Source organism: Pseudomonas sp. S2_F07, from assembly GCF_054668325.1.
The window spans coordinates 3,962,584-3,979,317 of sequence record NZ_CP162758.1; the positions used below are offsets into that span (position 1 = coordinate 3,962,584).

Genomic DNA, 16,734 nt, shown 5'->3' on the forward strand with positions numbered 1-16,734 from the left:
CTATTGGACGAGAATTGCTTGTGCCAGTTCAAGGTCGCTGGCATGAAGTTTTACCTGGGTTCGGCGCAGATACCGCAGGGCCGACTCCAGTCGTGCGCCTCTTAGCTGGCCGTCACTGGCAATGAATGCCGCGGCGTCATCCTGGGCTGCGAGCAGCAGTTTATGGTCGAAGGGGGCGGAGGTCACCATGCTTGTGGCATATCCACTGGCCACGATCCCCTGGGTTGACAGGTTAAAGGCGTCGTAAGCATGGGCTGAACCTGAACAGGCAGCCGTAATCATGACTGGAGTGATCAACAGATTTGCAAGAAAACGCATGAGACTCGACAGTTAGAAGTGAGTCCCAAGGCTAGCGCAAGGCCCATTCCAGAGCCAGCACGGAAATATCGGGGCACGTCGAGCGTGTCCCCGAACAGAGCAGTCGATCAGATCGTCAGGATCGCCTGCGCCAGTTGTGCGTCGGTTGCGTTCAACTGGGGTGCCTGATGACGAATATGGTTGAGTGCGCTTTCCAGTTTCACCCCACGGATGGAACCTTCGCTGGCAACGAAGCTGGCGGCATCGTCACGCGCGGCGAGCACGATCTTGTCATCTTTGAATGAAGACGTGATGTCGGACGTCGCATCGGAACTGGATTTGAGTGCCCCAACGACTGCGTCGGTGGTCACGATAAAACTGGTGGCGTGGGAATTGGCAGCTACGGCAAGCAGGGCTGCAGCGCTGAGCAGGCGAAGTCGGGACATGGTGTAACTCCTAGGGTAAGCCGATTGGAAGATGGCGCAGTGTCTGCTGTGTCAGACGCTCGTTGCCCGCCAGGTTCTGATTGATAGTAGCTGTCTGTGCGTGACGCCGCGACAGTCTCATCGTGTTGATCTGGCGAAGTTTCCAGACTGTATCAAATCTGGTGAAGCAACTGTTCAGGTATAATTTTGGTTTGTTAAAACTGCACTGCTTTTTTCTTTCTTCTCCGAAACGACAAAGCCCGTCGTGGTTTCCCACGACGGGCTTTGTTTTTTCAATTCGGGTTGCTGGCGGTGGACCTTCAGGTCAGAGCCAGCGACGCTAACTTAGCGCCAGAACGGCTTGCTCAGCTCTTCGTAGCGTTGTGCTTCGCTAATCCCGGCATCAGCCAGCAGACGCGAATCCAGGCGAGCCAGTTGATGGCGGCTGGTGATGCGGCGCTGCCACAGCATCAGGTTGGCGATAACGCGCAGAGGCAGGGAAGCCTGGGTTTTTGCAGCAGTGTCTTCGAAGAACAGTTCGGAACTGAGTGTACGTTCCATGGTTGACATCCTTCCGCTTATGGCGGGATTAGGTAGTGGTTTAACTGGTGCCCATGATCCTCTTGTTTGCCTAGTCTCTGTAGATACAGTTCATCTGTATTGTGAGAGCTCAGTTAACTGTTTATAGGGGGTGTACTGGTCTAAATTGAGGCAACTGTACCTATCCGCACTATTAAGGTGCGAAATTGTTGTTTTTGTCCGAAAAGGTAGGAATTTTCCTTAGGAAATGACCAGTACAGCAGTACAGTTTTTTTCATATTTCGAAGAGGCAAGAGCAAGCTGACGAAACTGTGTTTGCGCCAGCTGCCATCTGTACTAATTACTTCTTCAGCATTTGCCCGGTTTCTTCCAGGTTGATGTGCCAGCTCAGGGCATCACGCAGGATGTGTGGGGTGTGCCCACCGATGGCGCACGCGGTGGTGAAGTAATCATTGAGCGCCTGGCGGTAATCCGGGTGCACGCACTGGTCGATGATGATCCGGGCGCGTTCCCGGGGCGCCAGGCCGCGCAAGTCTGCCAGGCCCACTTCGGTCACGAGGATGTCGACGTCATGTTCGGTGTGGTCGACATGGCTGACCATCGGCACCACGCTGGAGATCGCACCGCCCTTGGCGATCGACTTGGTCACGAACACGGACAGATGCGCGTTGCGCGCGAAGTCGCCCGAGCCGCCGATGCCGTTCATCATCCGCGTTCCGCAGACGTGAGTGGAGTTGACGTTGCCATAGATGTCGAACTCCAGCGCCGTGTTGATGCCGATGATGCCGAGGCGGCGCACGACTTCAGGGTGGTTGGAAATCTCCTGCGGGCGCAGGACCAGCTTGTCCTTGTAGCGCTCCAGATTGCCGAAGACGTCAGCATTGCGCCGGCTCGACAGGGTGATTGAACTGCCCGAAGCAAAACTCAGCTTGCCCGCATCGATCAGGTCGAAGGTCGAATCCTGCAGCACCTCGGAATACATCGTCAGGTCTTCGAACGGCGAGTCGATCAGGCCACACATCACCGAGTTGGCGATGGTGCCGATTCCGGCTTGTAGCGGGCCGAGCTTGTTGGTCATGCGCCCGGCTGCCACTTCCTGTTTGAAGAAGTCGATCAGGTGGTCGGCAATGGCCTGGGTCTCGGCGTCTGGCGCCAGCACAGTGGAGGGCGAGTCAGCCTGGTTGGTGACCACGATGGCGACGATTTTTTCCGGTGGAATCGGGATGGCGGTGCTGCCAATGCGATCGTCGACCTTGACCAGCGGAATCGGCGTGCGGGTCGGACGGTAGGTCGGAATATAGATGTCGTGCAGACCTTCGAGATTCGGGTTGTGCGCCATGTTGATCTCGACGATCACGTGCTTGGCGAAAATCGCGAAACTGGCCGAGTTGCCGACCGAGGTGGTTGGCACGATATGCCCTTGTTCGGTGATCGCTACGGCTTCAATCACGGCGATGTCCGGCAGCTTCAATTGCTGGTTGCGCAATTGCTCCACGGTTTCCGACAAGTGCTGGTCGATGAACATGACTTCACCGGCATTGATCGCCTTGCGCAGGGTGCTGTCGACCTGAAACGGCATGCGTCGCGACAACACACCGGCTTCGGTCAACTGCTTATCGAGGTCGTTGCCCAGGCTTGCGCCGGTCATCAGGCTGATTTTCAGCGGCGTGACCTTGGCGCGCTCAGCCAGCGCCTGGGGGACGGCCTTGGCTTCGCCTGCGCGAGTAAAGCCACTCATGCCGACGGTCATGCCGTCCTCAATCAGAGCGGCAGCGTCGGCAGCGCTCATCACTTTGTCCAACAACGAAGGCAGGCGGATACGGTCACGGTACATGGATTGTTATCTCGGGCAACAGGTAGCAGGACGTGCAGTCTAGTGAATTGCGCCGGCTTCTGTCCCGCTACCAAGGTCGCAATCGAGGCGTCTATTCCGGGCTTTTCAAGCAAAACACCGTTACCGGATCGGTAACAAAAGAATAGTTTGTCCGACGATTTGCACAAACAAAAACGCCCCGACGAGTCGGGGCGTTCCGTGTGCCGCAGAGGGTTACTCGACGGCCTTGACCATGTCTTCGATGACCTTCTTCGCGTCGCCGAACACCATCATGGTCTTGTCCAGGTAGAACAGCTCGTTGTCCAGGCCGGCGTAGCCGCTGGCCATCGAGCGTTTGTTGACGATGATGGTCTTGGCCTTGAACGCTTCGAGGATCGGCATGCCGGCAATCGGCGATTTCGGATCGTTCTTGGCGGCCGGGTTGACCACGTCGTTGGCGCCCAGCACCAGCACCACGTCGGCCTGGCCGAACTCGGAGTTGATGTCGTCCATCTCGAACACCTGGTCGTAAGGCACTTCGGCCTCGGCCAGCAACACGTTCATGTGGCCGGGCATACGACCGGCAACCGGGTGGATCGCATATTTCACGGTCACGCCGCGATGGGTCAGCTTCTCGGTCAGTTCCTTCAGTGCATGCTGAGCGCGTGCCACCGCCAGGCCGTAGCCCGGCACGATGATCACGGTGTCGGCGTTGGTCAGCAGGAAGGTCGCGTCGTCAGCCGAACCGGATTTCACCGGACGGGCTTCTTTGGAACCCGCCGGGCCGGCCGCCTCTGCCGTATTGCCGAAGCCACCGAGCAGCACATTAAAGAAGGAGCGGTTCATCGCCTTGCACATGATGTACGAGAGGATCGCACCGGACGAGCCCACCAGCGAGCCGGCGATGATCAGCATCGAGTTGTTCAGCGAGAAGCCGATGCCCGCCGCTGCCCAGCCGGAGTAGCTGTTGAGCATCGACACGACCACTGGCATGTCCGCGCCACCGATCGGGATGATGATCAGCACGCCGAGCACGAAGGCCAGGGCCAGCATCACGGCGAAAGCGGTGTAGTCACCGGTGAGCATGAAGGTCACGCCCAGGCCCAGGGTGGCCAGGCCCAGCAGCAGGTTCAGCTTGTGCTGGCCACTGAACTGTACCGGTGCCCCCTGGAACAGGCGGAACTTGTACTTGCCTGCCAGCTTGCCGAAGGCAATGACAGAGCCGGAGAAGGTGATTGCACCGATGGCGGCACCGAGGAACAGTTCCAGGCGGTTACCGGCCGGGATCGCGTCACCGAGTTGCTTGACGATGCCCAGCGACTGCGGCTCGACCACGGCAGCCACGGCGATGAACACTGCTGCCAGGCCGATCATGCTGTGCATGAAGGCGACCAGTTCGGGCATCTTGGTCATTTCAACGCGTTTGGCCATGATCGTACCGACAGTGCCGCCGATCAACAGGCCGACGATCACGTAGACGATACCGTCCTGGGCCAGTTCGGCACCCAGCTTGTAGATCAGGCCGACCGTGGTGAGGATCGCCAGGCCCATGCCGAGCATGCCGAACAGGTTGCCACGACGCGACGTGGTGGGGTGCGAGAGGCCCTTGAGCGCCTGGATGAAGCAGACCGAGGCGATCAAATACAGGGACGTAACCAGGTTCATGCTCATGCTTGCTGCACCTCAGCCTTGGCTGCTGTTGCGGTCTTGGCAGCCGGAGCTTTGGCCGCTTTCTTCTTGAACATTTCCAGCATGCGGCGGGTCACCAGGAAGCCACCAAACACGTTGACGGCGGCCAGGGCCACGGCCAGGGTGCCCATGGTCTTGCCCAGCGGGGTCACGGTCAGCGCCGCTGCCAGCATGGCGCCGACGATCACGATGGCCGAGATGGCGTTGGTCACGGCCATCAGTGGCGTGTGCAGTGCAGGTGTGACGTTCCAGACCACGTGGTAGCCGACATAGATCGCCAGCACGAAGATGATCAGGTTGTAGATACCGTGAGAGATCAGCATGTCTTCCATTGTTTTTATCCTCAGCCGTTCTTGCGCACGATCTGGCCGTCGCGGCACATCAGGCACGCGGCGACGATATCGTCTTCAAGGTTGATCACCAGTTGTCCTTCTTTATCGAACAACAGTTTCATGAAGTCCAGCAGGTTGCGGGCGTACAGCGCCGAAGCGTCAGCCGCCACGGCACTGGCCAGGTTGGTCGGGCCAACGATGGTCACGCCATGTTCGACGACCACCTGATCGGCCACGGTCAGCGGGCAGTTGCCGCCCTGGGCCGCCGCGAGGTCGATGACCACCGACCCCGGCTTCATCTGGGCCACGGTTTGCGCGCTCAACAGTGTCGGTGCCTTGCGGCCGGGAATCAGCGCGGTGGTGATGACGATGTCAGCCTGCTTGGCGCGTTCGTGCACGGCGGCGGCCTGGCGCTGCATCCAGCTGGCCGGCATCGGGCGGGCGTAACCGCCGACACCGACGGCGCATTCACGCTCTTCATCGGTCTCGTAGGGCACGTCGACGAACTTGGCGCCGAGGGATTCGATCTGCTCTTTTACCGCCGGACGCACGTCAGACGCTTCGATCACCGCCCCCAGGCGTTTCGCCGTAGCGATCGCCTGCAAACCGGCCACGCCAGCACCGAGGATCAGCACGCGCGCCGCTTTCACGGTGCCTGCCGCGGTCATCAGCATCGGCATGAAGCGAGGGTAGTGGTGAGCGGCCAGCAACACAGCCTTGTAACCGGCGATGTTGGCTTGCGACGACAGTACGTCCAGGCTCTGAGCGCGGGAGGTACGCGGCGCGGCTTCCAGGGCAAAGGCGGTAATGCCGCACTCGGCCATTTTGGCGATGGTTTCGTTGCTGAACGGGTTGAGCATGCCCACCACAACGGTGCCGCTTTTAATCAGCGCCAGCTCGCTGTCGCTGGGCGCGACCACCTTCAAAATCAGCTCTGCAGCAAACGCGTCATTGGCGCTGCCAATGGTTGCGCCTGCCGCTTCATAGGCACTGTCGACAACGCTGGCATTAATGCCGGCGCCGCTTTGTACAGTGACCTTATGGCCCTGGCCGATCAGCTTCTTGATGGTTTCCGGGGTTGCAGCAACCCGTGTTTCACCGGTCTGGGTTTCGAGAGGAACACCAATGTGCACGTCAAATCTCCTGCGTGATCTTATAGAGTAAACCCATGCACTACGGATGGTGCGGCTGGGGGCGGCCGATCAGCACGATCCCGCCAAATCAGGGCGGGGCGCGGCATTTTGCAGGCGAACTTTGTGCCCTTCAAGGGATTATGACGGGTGACGGAAAATTAACTACAAGTCACCCCGTGACCGAATGTCGCAACCAACCGGCTCAATCCCTTGTAGACCGTGCTTTTCAAGGATTCTGGCCGAAATTGAAGAATTTACACATCGGCCGTATGAATGATGCGGCATTGCCTTGAAATAGTGGCGCAAAGCCGCGTCATCAGGCGCTTGTGGGACGTTTGTACGACTTGTCGATACAGTTTGCTGTCATGCGACAAATACGTATATCTGTAGGGCTTTCATTTAGCTGACTACGGGGTCAAGTAACATTGTAGAGCCTTTATCCCTCTAGGCTGTAGCTGTGCGCCTGATTTACCAGCCAGTCACGAAATGCCCTCAACGACGCGGATTCGACCTTTCGCTCAGGAATCATCAGGTAGTAAGCCTTGATGCTGGACAGTGCCTGGGGGTTGGCGATCACCAGACGTTTCTCTTTCAACTCCCTTTGAATCAGGAACGGTGGGATCAGGGCAATGCCCATGTCGTGCATGGCTGCCTGGGCGAGCATGGAGAATAGCTCGTAGCGGGGGCCCGTCATGTCTCGCGGGACATTCAGGTGTTGGGAGTCGAACCATTGGCGCCAGGCATAGGGGCGGGTGGTTTGTTGCAGGAGAGGTAGGTCGGCGATTTCGCCGGGCGTCAGACAGGTCTTGTTTCCGAGCAGGTTGGGGCTGCAAACGGGCATCGGATTTTCACCCATCAACCTGTGGGATTCTGTACCCGACCAATCCGCATCACCGAAGTAGATGGCAGCATCAAAATCCGTGTCGGCGAACAGGAACGGCCGCGTGCGGTTGGTCAGGTTGACCGTCACTTCCGGGTGTTTCTGCTGGAAGTCCTTGAGGCGCGGCAGCAGCCATTGGGTGCCGAAAGTCGGAACTACGGCCAGCTCGATCACGTTGGTGCCCTGCTGGCCCATCACTGACAAGGTGTCGCGCTCAACGGCATCGAGCTGAGTGGCCACCCGACGGCTGTAGGAGAGTCCGGCTTCCGTCAGCTTGACCCCGCGCCGCGAACGTCGGAACAGCTCCACACTGAGGAACTCTTCAAGGCTGGCGATCTGTCGGCAAATCGCTCCTTGGGTCAGCGAAAGTTCCTGGGCGGCCTTGGTGAAGCTCTCGTGGCGTGCGGCAGCCTCGAAGCTGATCAGGGCGGTGGTGCTGGGTATCTTTCTGCGCATGTACGTCAATCTCACTAATACATCGCATAAAGGCTCTTTCGCGACGTTTCGGAGTGAGAAATTAGCACAACAGTATGCAAAATCCTCGTTTGCCGTAGCGCCGATCCGGGCCTAGGATCAGTCCACGTTATTTGACCCGATTCGAGAGGACACACTCATGGGCGGTAAAGCTAGCTTCAACTGGATCGATCCCCTGCTGCTGGATCAACAGCTCACTGAAGAAGAGCGCATGATTCGCGACACGGCTGCGCAATTCGCTCAGCAAAGCCTTGCGCCGCGCATCCTCGAAGCTTTCCGTCATGAGAAGACCGATCCGGCGATCTTCCGCGAAATGGGCGAGGTCGGCCTGTTGGGCGCAACCATCCCCGAGCAGTACGGTGGCAGCGGCCTGAACTATGTCAGCTACGGCCTGATCGCTCGTGAAGTCGAGCGCATCGACTCTGGCTATCGCTCGATGATGAGCGTGCAGTCCTCGCTGGTGATGGTGCCAATCAATGAATTCGGTACCGAAGCGCAGAAGCAGAAGTACCTGCCGAAACTGGCGTCGGGTGAGTGGATCGGCTGCTTCGGCCTGACCGAGCCTAACCACGGTTCCGACCCGGGCGCGATGATCTCACGTGCGCGCAAAGTCGAAGGCGGCTACAGCCTCACCGGCAGCAAGATGTGGATCACCAACAGCCCGATCGCCGATGTGTTCGTGGTCTGGGCCAAGGACGATGCCGGCGACATCCGTGGCTTCGTTCTGGAGAAAGGCTGGAAAGGCCTGAGCGCTCCGGCGATTCACGGCAAAGTGGGCCTGCGGGCTTCGATCACCGGTGAAATCGTGATGGACAACGTGTTCGTGCCGCAAGAGAACATTTTTCCGGATGTCCGTGGCCTGAAAGGTCCTTTCACTTGCCTCAACTCGGCACGTTACGGCATCTCCTGGGGTGCGCTGGGTGCAGCCGAGTTCTGCTGGCACACCGCTCGCCAGTACACCCTGGATCGTCAACAGTTCGGTCGCCCGCTGGCCGCCACTCAGTTGATCCAGAAGAAGCTGGCCGACATGCAGACTGAAATCACCATGGCGCTGCAAGGCTGCCTGCGTCTGGGTCGTATGAAGGACGAAGGGACCGCTGCAGTCGAAATCACCTCGATGATGAAGCGTAACTCTTGCGGCAAGTCCCTGGACATCGCGCGCATGGCTCGCGATATGTTGGGCGGCAATGGCATCTCCGATGAATTCGGTGTCGCGCGTCACCTGGTTAACCTGGAAGTGGTGAACACCTATGAAGGTACGCACGACGTCCATGCGCTGATCCTCGGTCGTGCGCAAACCGGCCTCCAGGCGTTCTATTAAGGAGAACGTCCATGGGCGCGCTATCGCATCTACGGGTACTGGATTTATCGCGGGTGCTGGCCGGGCCTTGGGCCGGGCAGATCCTGGCCGACCTTGGCGCTGAAGTGATCAAGGTCGAGCGTCCGGGTAACGGCGATGACACGCGCGCCTGGGGACCGCCGTTCCTTAAAGACGCTTATGGCGAGAACACCAGCGAGGCCGCCTATTACTTGTCGGCCAATCGCAACAAGCAATCGGTCACCATCGACTTCACTCGCCCTGAAGGGCAGAAGCTGGTGCGTGAGCTGGCGGCCAAGTCGGACATCCTGATCGAGAACTTCAAGGTCGGCGGTCTGGCGGCTTATGGTCTGGACTATGAATCGCTGAAGGCGATCAATCCGGATCTGATCTATTGCTCGATCACCGGGTTCGGCCAGACCGGCCCTTACGCCAAGCGTGCGGGTTATGACTTCATGATCCAGGGGCTGGGCGGCCTCATGAGCCTGACGGGGCGACCTGAAGGCGAAGAAGGTGCGGGGCCGGTGAAGGTTGGCGTGGCGTTGACGGACATCCTGACCGGGCTGTATTCGACTGTTGCGATCCTGGCTGCGCTAGCGCATCGGGATCACGATGGCGGTGGTCAGCATATCGATATGGCATTGCTGGACGTGCAGGTGGCTTGTCTGGCCAACCAGGCAATGAACTACCTGACGACAGGCAATGCGCCTAAACGCTTGGGTAATGCTCATCCGAACATCGTGCCCTATCAGGATTTTCCTACGGCGGATGGCGACTTCATCCTTACCGTCGGGAACGATGGGCAGTTCCGCAAGTTCGCGGAAGTGGCTGGGCAGCCGCAGTGGGCGGACGATCCACGTTTTGCCACCAACAAGCTGCGGGTGGCAAACAGGGCAGCACTGATTCCGCTGATCCGCCAGGCGACGGTGTTCAAGACAACCGCTGAATGGGTGGCACAGCTGGAACAGGCTGGCGTGCCATGCGGGCCTATCAATGACGTGGCGCAGATGTTTGCCGATCCTCAGGTCAAGGCGCGTGGGTTGGCTATCGAGCTGCCTCATGCACTGGCTGGGATGGTGCCGCAGGTGGCGAGCCCGATTCGACTGTCGCAAACGCCGGTGGAGTACCGTTTTGCGCCTCCTCTGCTGGGTGAGCACACGCTGGAAGTTTTGCAGCGGGTGTTGGGCCTGGATGCCGGGGCGGTGTCGGCATTCAAGGCTTCGGGCGTTCTCTGATAGGTCTCTTCTATATAGAGGGGTGTTTCGGCTCCTCTATATAGGCTCCCTTTGGGACGTTTTGCTGCTTATTGATAGAAAACCTAAATCAGTGCTTGACGGCAGATTCCAGATCTCTATAATTCGCCCCACTTCCGGCGCAGTCGAAACGGAAAACTCCTTGGCAAACAATGAGTTACGCAGTTTTCGACAGCAGGTTGCTTCAGTTCATCGAAGCCGAAAGGGAGTTGAAAAAGAGGTGTTGACAGCAGCGTGTAACGCTGTAGAATTCGCCTCCCGCTGATGAGAGATCTGAAGCGCAAGTGGTTGAAGTTGAAAAGGAAACTTGGAAAACTTCTGAAAATAACCACTTGACAGCAAATGAGGCTGCTGTAGAATGCGCGCCTCGGTTGAGACGAAAGATCTTAACCAACCGCTCTTTAACAACTGAATCAAGCAATTCGTGTGGGTGCTTGTGGAGTCAGACTGCTAGTCAACAGATTATCAGCATCGCAAGTTACTCCGCGAGAAATCAAAGATGTAACCAACGATTGCTGAGCCAAGTTTAGGGTTTTCTCAAAACCCAAAGATGTTTGAACTGAAGAGTTTGATCATGGCTCAGATTGAACGCTGGCGGCAGGCCTAACACATGCAAGTCGAGCGGATGACAGGAGCTTGCTCCTGAATTCAGCGGCGGACGGGTGAGTAATGCCTAGGAATCTGCCTGGTAGTGGGGGACAACGTTTCGAAAGGAACGCTAATACCGCATACGTCCTACGGGAGAAAGCAGGGGACCTTCGGGCCTTGCGCTATCAGATGAGCCTAGGTCGGATTAGCTAGTTGGTGAGGTAATGGCTCACCAAGGCGACGATCCGTAACTGGTCTGAGAGGATGATCAGTCACACTGGAACTGAGACACGGTCCAGACTCCTACGGGAGGCAGCAGTGGGGAATATTGGACAATGGGCGAAAGCCTGATCCAGCCATGCCGCGTGTGTGAAGAAGGTCTTCGGATTGTAAAGCACTTTAAGTTGGGAGGAAGGGCATTAACCTAATACGTTAGTGTTTTGACGTTACCGACAGAATAAGCACCGGCTAACTCTGTGCCAGCAGCCGCGGTAATACAGAGGGTGCAAGCGTTAATCGGAATTACTGGGCGTAAAGCGCGCGTAGGTGGTTTGTTAAGTTGGATGTGAAAGCCCCGGGCTCAACCTGGGAACTGCATTCAAAACTGACAAGCTAGAGTATGGTAGAGGGTGGTGGAATTTCCTGTGTAGCGGTGAAATGCGTAGATATAGGAAGGAACACCAGTGGCGAAGGCGACCACCTGGACTGATACTGACACTGAGGTGCGAAAGCGTGGGGAGCAAACAGGATTAGATACCCTGGTAGTCCACGCCGTAAACGATGTCAACTAGCCGTTGGGAGCCTTGAGCTCTTAGTGGCGCAGCTAACGCATTAAGTTGACCGCCTGGGGAGTACGGCCGCAAGGTTAAAACTCAAATGAATTGACGGGGGCCCGCACAAGCGGTGGAGCATGTGGTTTAATTCGAAGCAACGCGAAGAACCTTACCAGGCCTTGACATCCAATGAACTTTCCAGAGATGGATTGGTGCCTTCGGGAACATTGAGACAGGTGCTGCATGGCTGTCGTCAGCTCGTGTCGTGAGATGTTGGGTTAAGTCCCGTAACGAGCGCAACCCTTGTCCTTAGTTACCAGCACGTCATGGTGGGCACTCTAAGGAGACTGCCGGTGACAAACCGGAGGAAGGTGGGGATGACGTCAAGTCATCATGGCCCTTACGGCCTGGGCTACACACGTGCTACAATGGTCGGTACAGAGGGTTGCCAAGCCGCGAGGTGGAGCTAATCCCACAAAACCGATCGTAGTCCGGATCGCAGTCTGCAACTCGACTGCGTGAAGTCGGAATCGCTAGTAATCGCGAATCAGAATGTCGCGGTGAATACGTTCCCGGGCCTTGTACACACCGCCCGTCACACCATGGGAGTGGGTTGCACCAGAAGTAGCTAGTCTAACCTTCGGGAGGACGGTTACCACGGTGTGATTCATGACTGGGGTGAAGTCGTAACAAGGTAGCCGTAGGGGAACCTGCGGCTGGATCACCTCCTTAATCGACGACTCAGCTGCTCCATAAGTTCCCACACGAATTGCTTGATTCATTGAAGAAGACGATAGAAGCAGCTTTAAGCTCCAAGCTGATAGCTCCAAGCTAACAGTTGCGCGCTCGAAATTGGGTCTGTAGCTCAGTTGGTTAGAGCGCACCCCTGATAAGGGTGAGGTCGGCAGTTCGAATCTGCCCAGACCCACCAATTTTGTTATGGGGCCATAGCTCAGCTGGGAGAGCGCCTGCCTTGCACGCAGGAGGTCAACGGTTCGATCCCGTTTGGCTCCACCATATAACTGCTTCTGAAAGTTTAGAAATGAGTATTCCGATGTGAATATTGATTTCTAGTCTTTTGATTAGATCGTTCTTTAAAAATTTGGGTATGTGATAGAAAGATAGACTGAACGTTACTTTCACTGGTAACGGATCAGGCTAAGGTAAAATTTGTGAGTTGCTCTTAGGAGCTCAATCGAATTTTCGGCGAATGTCGTCTTCATAGTATAACCAGATTGCTTGGGGTTATATGGTCAAGTGAAGAAGCGCATACGGTGGATGCCTTGGCAGTCAGAGGCGATGAAAGACGTGGTAGCCTGCGAAAAGCTTCGGGGAGTCGGCAAACAGACTTTGATCCGGAGATGTCTGAATGGGGGAACCCAGCCATCATAAGATGGTTATCTTGTACTGAATACATAGGTGCAAGAGGCGAACCAGGGGAACTGAAACATCTAAGTACCCTGAGGAAAAGAAATCAACCGAGATTCCCTTAGTAGTGGCGAGCGAACGGGGACCAGCCCTTAAGTGGCTTTGAGATTAGCGGAACGCTCTGGAAAGTGCGGCCATAGTGGGTGATAGCCCTGTACGCGAAAATCTCTTGGTCATGAAATCGAGTAGGACGGAGCACGAGAAACTTTGTCTGAATATGGGGGGACCATCCTCCAAGGCTAAATACTACTGACTGACCGATAGTGAACTAGTACCGTGAGGGAAAGGCGAAAAGAACCCCGGAGAGGGGAGTGAAATAGATCCTGAAACCGTATGCGTACAAGCAGTGGGAGCCCACTTTGTTGGGTGACTGCGTACCTTTTGTATAATGGGTCAGCGACTTATTTTCAGTGGCGAGCTTAACCGAATAGGGGAGGCGTAGCGAAAGCGAGTCTTAATAGGGCGTCTAGTCGCTGGGAATAGACCCGAAACCGGGCGATCTATCCATGGGCAGGTTGAAGGTTAGGTAACACTGACTGGAGGACCGAACCGACTACCGTTGAAAAGTTAGCGGATGACCTGTGGATCGGAGTGAAAGGCTAATCAAGCTCGGAGATAGCTGGTTCTCCTCGAAAGCTATTTAGGTAGCGCCTCATGTATCACTGTAGGGGGTAGAGCACTGTTTCGGCTAGGGGGTCATCCCGACTTACCAAACCGATGCAAACTCCGAATACCTACAAGTGCCGAGCATGGGAGACACACGGCGGGTGCTAACGTCCGTCGTGAAAAGGGAAACAACCCAGACCGTCAGCTAAGGTCCCAAAGTTATGGTTAAGTGGGAAACGATGTGGGAAGGCTTAGACAGCTAGGAGGTTGGCTTAGAAGCAGCCACCCTTTAAAGAAAGCGTAATAGCTCACTAGTCGAGTCGGCCTGCGCGGAAGATGTAACGGGGCTCAAACCATACACCGAAGCTACGGGTATCATCTTCGGATGATGCGGTAGAGGAGCGTTCTGTAAGCCTGTGAAGGTGAGTTGAGAAGCTTGCTGGAGGTATCAGAAGTGCGAATGCTGACATGAGTAACGACAATGGGTGTGAAAAACACCCACGCCGAAAGACCAAGGTTTCCTGCGCAACGTTAATCGACGCAGGGTTAGTCGGTCCCTAAGGCGAGGCTGAAAAGCGTAGTCGATGGAAAACAGGTTAATATTCCTGTACTTCTGGTTATTGCGATGGAGGGACGGAGAAGGCTAGGCCAGCTTGGCGTTGGTTGTCCAAGTTTAAGGTGGTAGGCTGGAATCTTAGGTAAATCCGGGATTCCAAGGCCGAGAGCTGATGACGAGTGTTCTTTTAGAACACGAAGTGGTTGATGCCATGCTTCCAAGAAAAGCTTCTAAGCTTCAGGTAACCAGGAACCGTACCCCAAACCGACACAGGTGGTTGGGTAGAGAATACCAAGGCGCTTGAGAGAACTCGGGTGAAGGAACTAGGCAAAATGGCACCGTAACTTCGGGAGAAGGTGCGCCGGTGAGGGTGAAGGACTTGCTCCGTAAGCCCACGCCGGTCGAAGATACCAGGCCGCTGCGACTGTTTATTAAAAACACAGCACTCTGCAAACACGAAAGTGGACGTATAGGGTGTGACGCCTGCCCGGTGCCGGAAGGTTAATTGATGGGGTTAGCTAACGCGAAGCTCTTGATCGAAGCCCCGGTAAACGGCGGCCGTAACTATAACGGTCCTAAGGTAGCGAAATTCCTTGTCGGGTAAGTTCCGACCTGCACGAATGGCGTAACGATGGCGGCGCTGTCTCCACCCGAGACTCAGTGAAATTGAAATCGCTGTGAAGATGCAGTGTATCCGCGGCTAGACGGAAAGACCCCGTGAACCTTTACTATAGCTTTGCACTGGACTTTGAATTTGCTTGTGTAGGATAGGTGGGAGGCTTTGAAGCGTGGACGCCAGTTCGCGTGGAGCCAACCTTGAAATACCACCCTGGCAACTTTGAGGTTCTAACTCAGGTCCGTTATCCGGATCGAGGACAGTGTATGGTGGGTAGTTTGACTGGGGCGGTCTCCTCCTAAAGAGTAACGGAGGAGTACGAAGGTGCGCTCAGACCGGTCGGAAATCGGTCGTAGAGTATAAAGGCAAAAGCGCGCTTGACTGCGAGACAGACACGTCGAGCAGGTACGAAAGTAGGTCTTAGTGATCCGGTGGTTCTGTATGGAAGGGCCATCGCTCAACGGATAAAAGGTACTCCGGGGATAACAGGCTGATACCGCCCAAGAGTTCATATCGACGGCGGTGTTTGGCACCTCGATGTCGGCTCATCACATCCTGGGGCTGAAGCCGGTCCCAAGGGTATGGCTGTTCGCCATTTAAAGTGGTACGCGAGCTGGGTTTAGAACGTCGTGAGACAGTTCGGTCCCTATCTGCCGTGGACGTTTGAGATTTGAGAGGGGCTGCTCCTAGTACGAGAGGACCGGAGTGGACGAACCTCTGGTGTTCCGGTTGTCACGCCAGTGGCATTGCCGGGTAGCTATGTTCGGAAAAGATAACCGCTGAAAGCATCTAAGCGGGAAACTTGCCTCAAGATGAGATCTCACTGGGACCTTGAGTCCCCTGAAGGGCCGTCGAAGACTACGACGTTGATAGGTTGGGTGTGTAAGCGCTGTGAGGCGTTGAGCTAACCAATACTAATTGCCCGTGAGGCTTGACCATATAACACCCAAGCAATTTGACTACTCGAAAGAGCATCAGATTGCGGTGTGTGAAGACGAAACGAACCGAAAGTTCGAGATACTCACAAAACACCAAACTATCACATACCCAATTTGCTGAAGCGAGGCCATCCGGCCACGACTCAGTACCCGAATTTCTTGACGACCATAGAGCGTTGGAACCACCTGATCCCATCCCGAACTCAGCAGTGAAACGATGCATCGCCGATGGTAGTGTGGGGTTTCCCCATGTGAGAGTAGGTCATCGTCAAGATTAAATTCCGAAACCCCTATCTGCGTACGCAGGTAGGGGTTTTGTTTTTAGTAGAAGTCACCAGTTTTCACCGGCACGTTAAAGTTCTAACGGGCTGGTCACAGAATTTCTTGACGACCATAGAGCGTTGGAACCACCTGATCCCATCCCGAACTCAGCAGTGAAACGATGCATCGCCGATGGTAGTGTGGGGTTTCCCCATGTGAGAGTAGGTCATCGTCAAGATTGAATTCCGAAACCCCTGTCTGCTAACGCAGACAGGGGTTTTGTCGTTTCAGGGGTACTGAAAAGCTCGTTGTGGAGTCTCTCCACAACGGGCTTTTTCGTCTTAAGCAAACAGCTTCAGCACATTGTTCATCGCATCATCGGCAAAACCCTGTACGAAAGCCTTGAAGCCCGGTATCGCCTCGGCGCCACCTTGGGCAGGTTCGGCGATGATGGTCCAGGTGGCTCGGGACTGGCCCGCACCCAGTGGTTCAACGCTCATCGCTGCCCACAGATTGGCCACACCCAGGGTGTTGTAGATAGTGGTCCAGGTCATGTGCCGTGCCTGGTCGTCCCGGGAGTTGAGTTGCTCGACTACCAGGTTGCCATCCTTGAAAAACTTTTTGCGCAGCGATGACACACCATCACCGGTCATCTCAATGTGCGACAGCGCCGGGATGAAGCGATCGAAGCCGGCAAAATTGCCGACTACGGCCCATACCTGAGTGGCATCGGCAGGTACGTCCACCGAGGACGCCACGTGGCAGCCTTGAGGGTTTTTGATCAGCGTGTCGGGTTGCAGAGTGCTCATGGTCT

The 16,734-nt window shown here is 56.1% G+C and carries 11 protein-coding genes, 2 tRNA genes and 4 rRNA genes; 8 read left to right on the forward strand and 9 right to left on the reverse strand.

Translation table 11 applies throughout. The annotated features are described in order from the left end of the window. The 8 genes from AB4O40_RS18070 to AB4O40_RS18105 form a co-directional block, all read right to left on the reverse strand. Entirely contained in the window at positions 1-318 is a 318-nt protein-coding gene (locus AB4O40_RS18070) for a DUF2388 domain-containing protein (protein WP_056726687.1), read from the reverse strand. Between the two features lie 107 nt (positions 319-425). Further along, positions 426-743 carry a DUF2388 domain-containing protein gene (locus AB4O40_RS18075; RefSeq protein ID WP_056726686.1) on the reverse strand — a complete coding sequence of 106 codons (318 nt, stop codon included), beginning with the start codon at positions 741-743 and terminating at the stop codon, positions 426-428. A 324-nt stretch (positions 744-1,067) separates the two neighbouring features. Then, positions 1,068-1,283, reverse strand: a complete 216-nt coding sequence (locus AB4O40_RS18080; RefSeq protein WP_008018491.1) for a DUF1127 domain-containing protein — start codon at positions 1,281-1,283, stop codon at positions 1,068-1,070. 319 nt (positions 1,284-1,602) lie between these two features. Further along, entirely contained in the window at positions 1,603-3,096 is a 1,494-nt protein-coding gene (locus tag AB4O40_RS18085) for an acetyl-CoA hydrolase/transferase family protein (protein ID WP_223542707.1), read from the reverse strand. Between the two features lie 213 nt (positions 3,097-3,309). Beyond that, positions 3,310-4,746, reverse strand: coding sequence for an NAD(P)(+) transhydrogenase (Re/Si-specific) subunit beta (locus AB4O40_RS18090; protein ID WP_460053733.1), 1,437 nt, complete (start codon positions 4,744-4,746; stop codon positions 3,310-3,312). Beyond that, positions 4,743-5,096, reverse strand: coding sequence for an NAD(P) transhydrogenase subunit alpha part 2 (locus tag AB4O40_RS18095; RefSeq protein ID WP_056726684.1), 354 nt, complete (start codon positions 5,094-5,096; stop codon positions 4,743-4,745). Before AB4O40_RS18095 ends, AB4O40_RS18090 begins: the two co-directional genes overlap by 4 nt. Positions 5,097-5,107: 11 nt before the next feature. Next, entirely contained in the window at positions 5,108-6,229 is a 1,122-nt protein-coding gene (locus AB4O40_RS18100) for a Re/Si-specific NAD(P)(+) transhydrogenase subunit alpha (protein ID WP_056726683.1), read from the reverse strand. Positions 6,230-6,665: 436 nt separating this feature from the next. Beyond that, on the reverse strand, positions 6,666-7,565 hold the full coding sequence (locus AB4O40_RS18105; RefSeq protein WP_056725192.1) for a LysR family transcriptional regulator: 900 nt from the start codon (positions 7,563-7,565) through the stop codon (positions 6,666-6,668). 157 nt (positions 7,566-7,722) lie between these two features. On the opposite strand from AB4O40_RS18105, the gene AB4O40_RS18110 reads away from it, so the two are divergent. From AB4O40_RS18110 to rrf (AB4O40_RS18145), 8 genes are all read left to right on the forward strand, one after another. Then, on the forward strand, positions 7,723-8,904 hold the full coding sequence (locus AB4O40_RS18110; protein WP_056725194.1) for an acyl-CoA dehydrogenase: 1,182 nt from the start codon (positions 7,723-7,725) through the stop codon (positions 8,902-8,904). An 11-nt stretch (positions 8,905-8,915) separates the two neighbouring features. Then, positions 8,916-10,136 carry a CaiB/BaiF CoA transferase family protein gene (locus tag AB4O40_RS18115; protein ID WP_056725196.1) on the forward strand — a complete coding sequence of 407 codons (1,221 nt, stop codon included), beginning with the start codon at positions 8,916-8,918 and terminating at the stop codon, positions 10,134-10,136. A 574-nt stretch (positions 10,137-10,710) separates the two neighbouring features. Then, a 16S ribosomal RNA gene (locus AB4O40_RS18120) occupies positions 10,711-12,247 on the forward strand. A 122-nt stretch (positions 12,248-12,369) separates the two neighbouring features. Further along, positions 12,370-12,446: transfer RNA gene (locus AB4O40_RS18125), tRNA-Ile, on the forward strand. 10 nt (positions 12,447-12,456) lie between these two features. Next, positions 12,457-12,532: transfer RNA gene (locus tag AB4O40_RS18130), tRNA-Ala, on the forward strand. A 234-nt stretch (positions 12,533-12,766) separates the two neighbouring features. Further along, positions 12,767-15,660, forward strand: a 23S ribosomal RNA gene (locus tag AB4O40_RS18135). 157 nt (positions 15,661-15,817) lie between these two features. Continuing rightward, a 5S ribosomal RNA gene (rrf, locus tag AB4O40_RS18140) occupies positions 15,818-15,933 on the forward strand. Between the two features lie 109 nt (positions 15,934-16,042). Beyond that, a 5S ribosomal RNA gene (gene rrf, locus AB4O40_RS18145) occupies positions 16,043-16,158 on the forward strand. Together the 16S, 23S and 5S rRNA genes with 2 tRNA genes alongside form the textbook arrangement of a ribosomal RNA operon. A 103-nt stretch (positions 16,159-16,261) precedes the next feature. Here rrf (AB4O40_RS18145) and AB4O40_RS18150 read toward each other — a convergent pair. Then, a complete protein-coding gene (locus AB4O40_RS18150) occupies positions 16,262-16,729 on the reverse strand; it encodes an SRPBCC family protein (RefSeq protein ID WP_409079476.1) in 468 nt (155 codons plus the stop codon). Positions 16,730-16,734 lie beyond the last annotated feature (5 nt).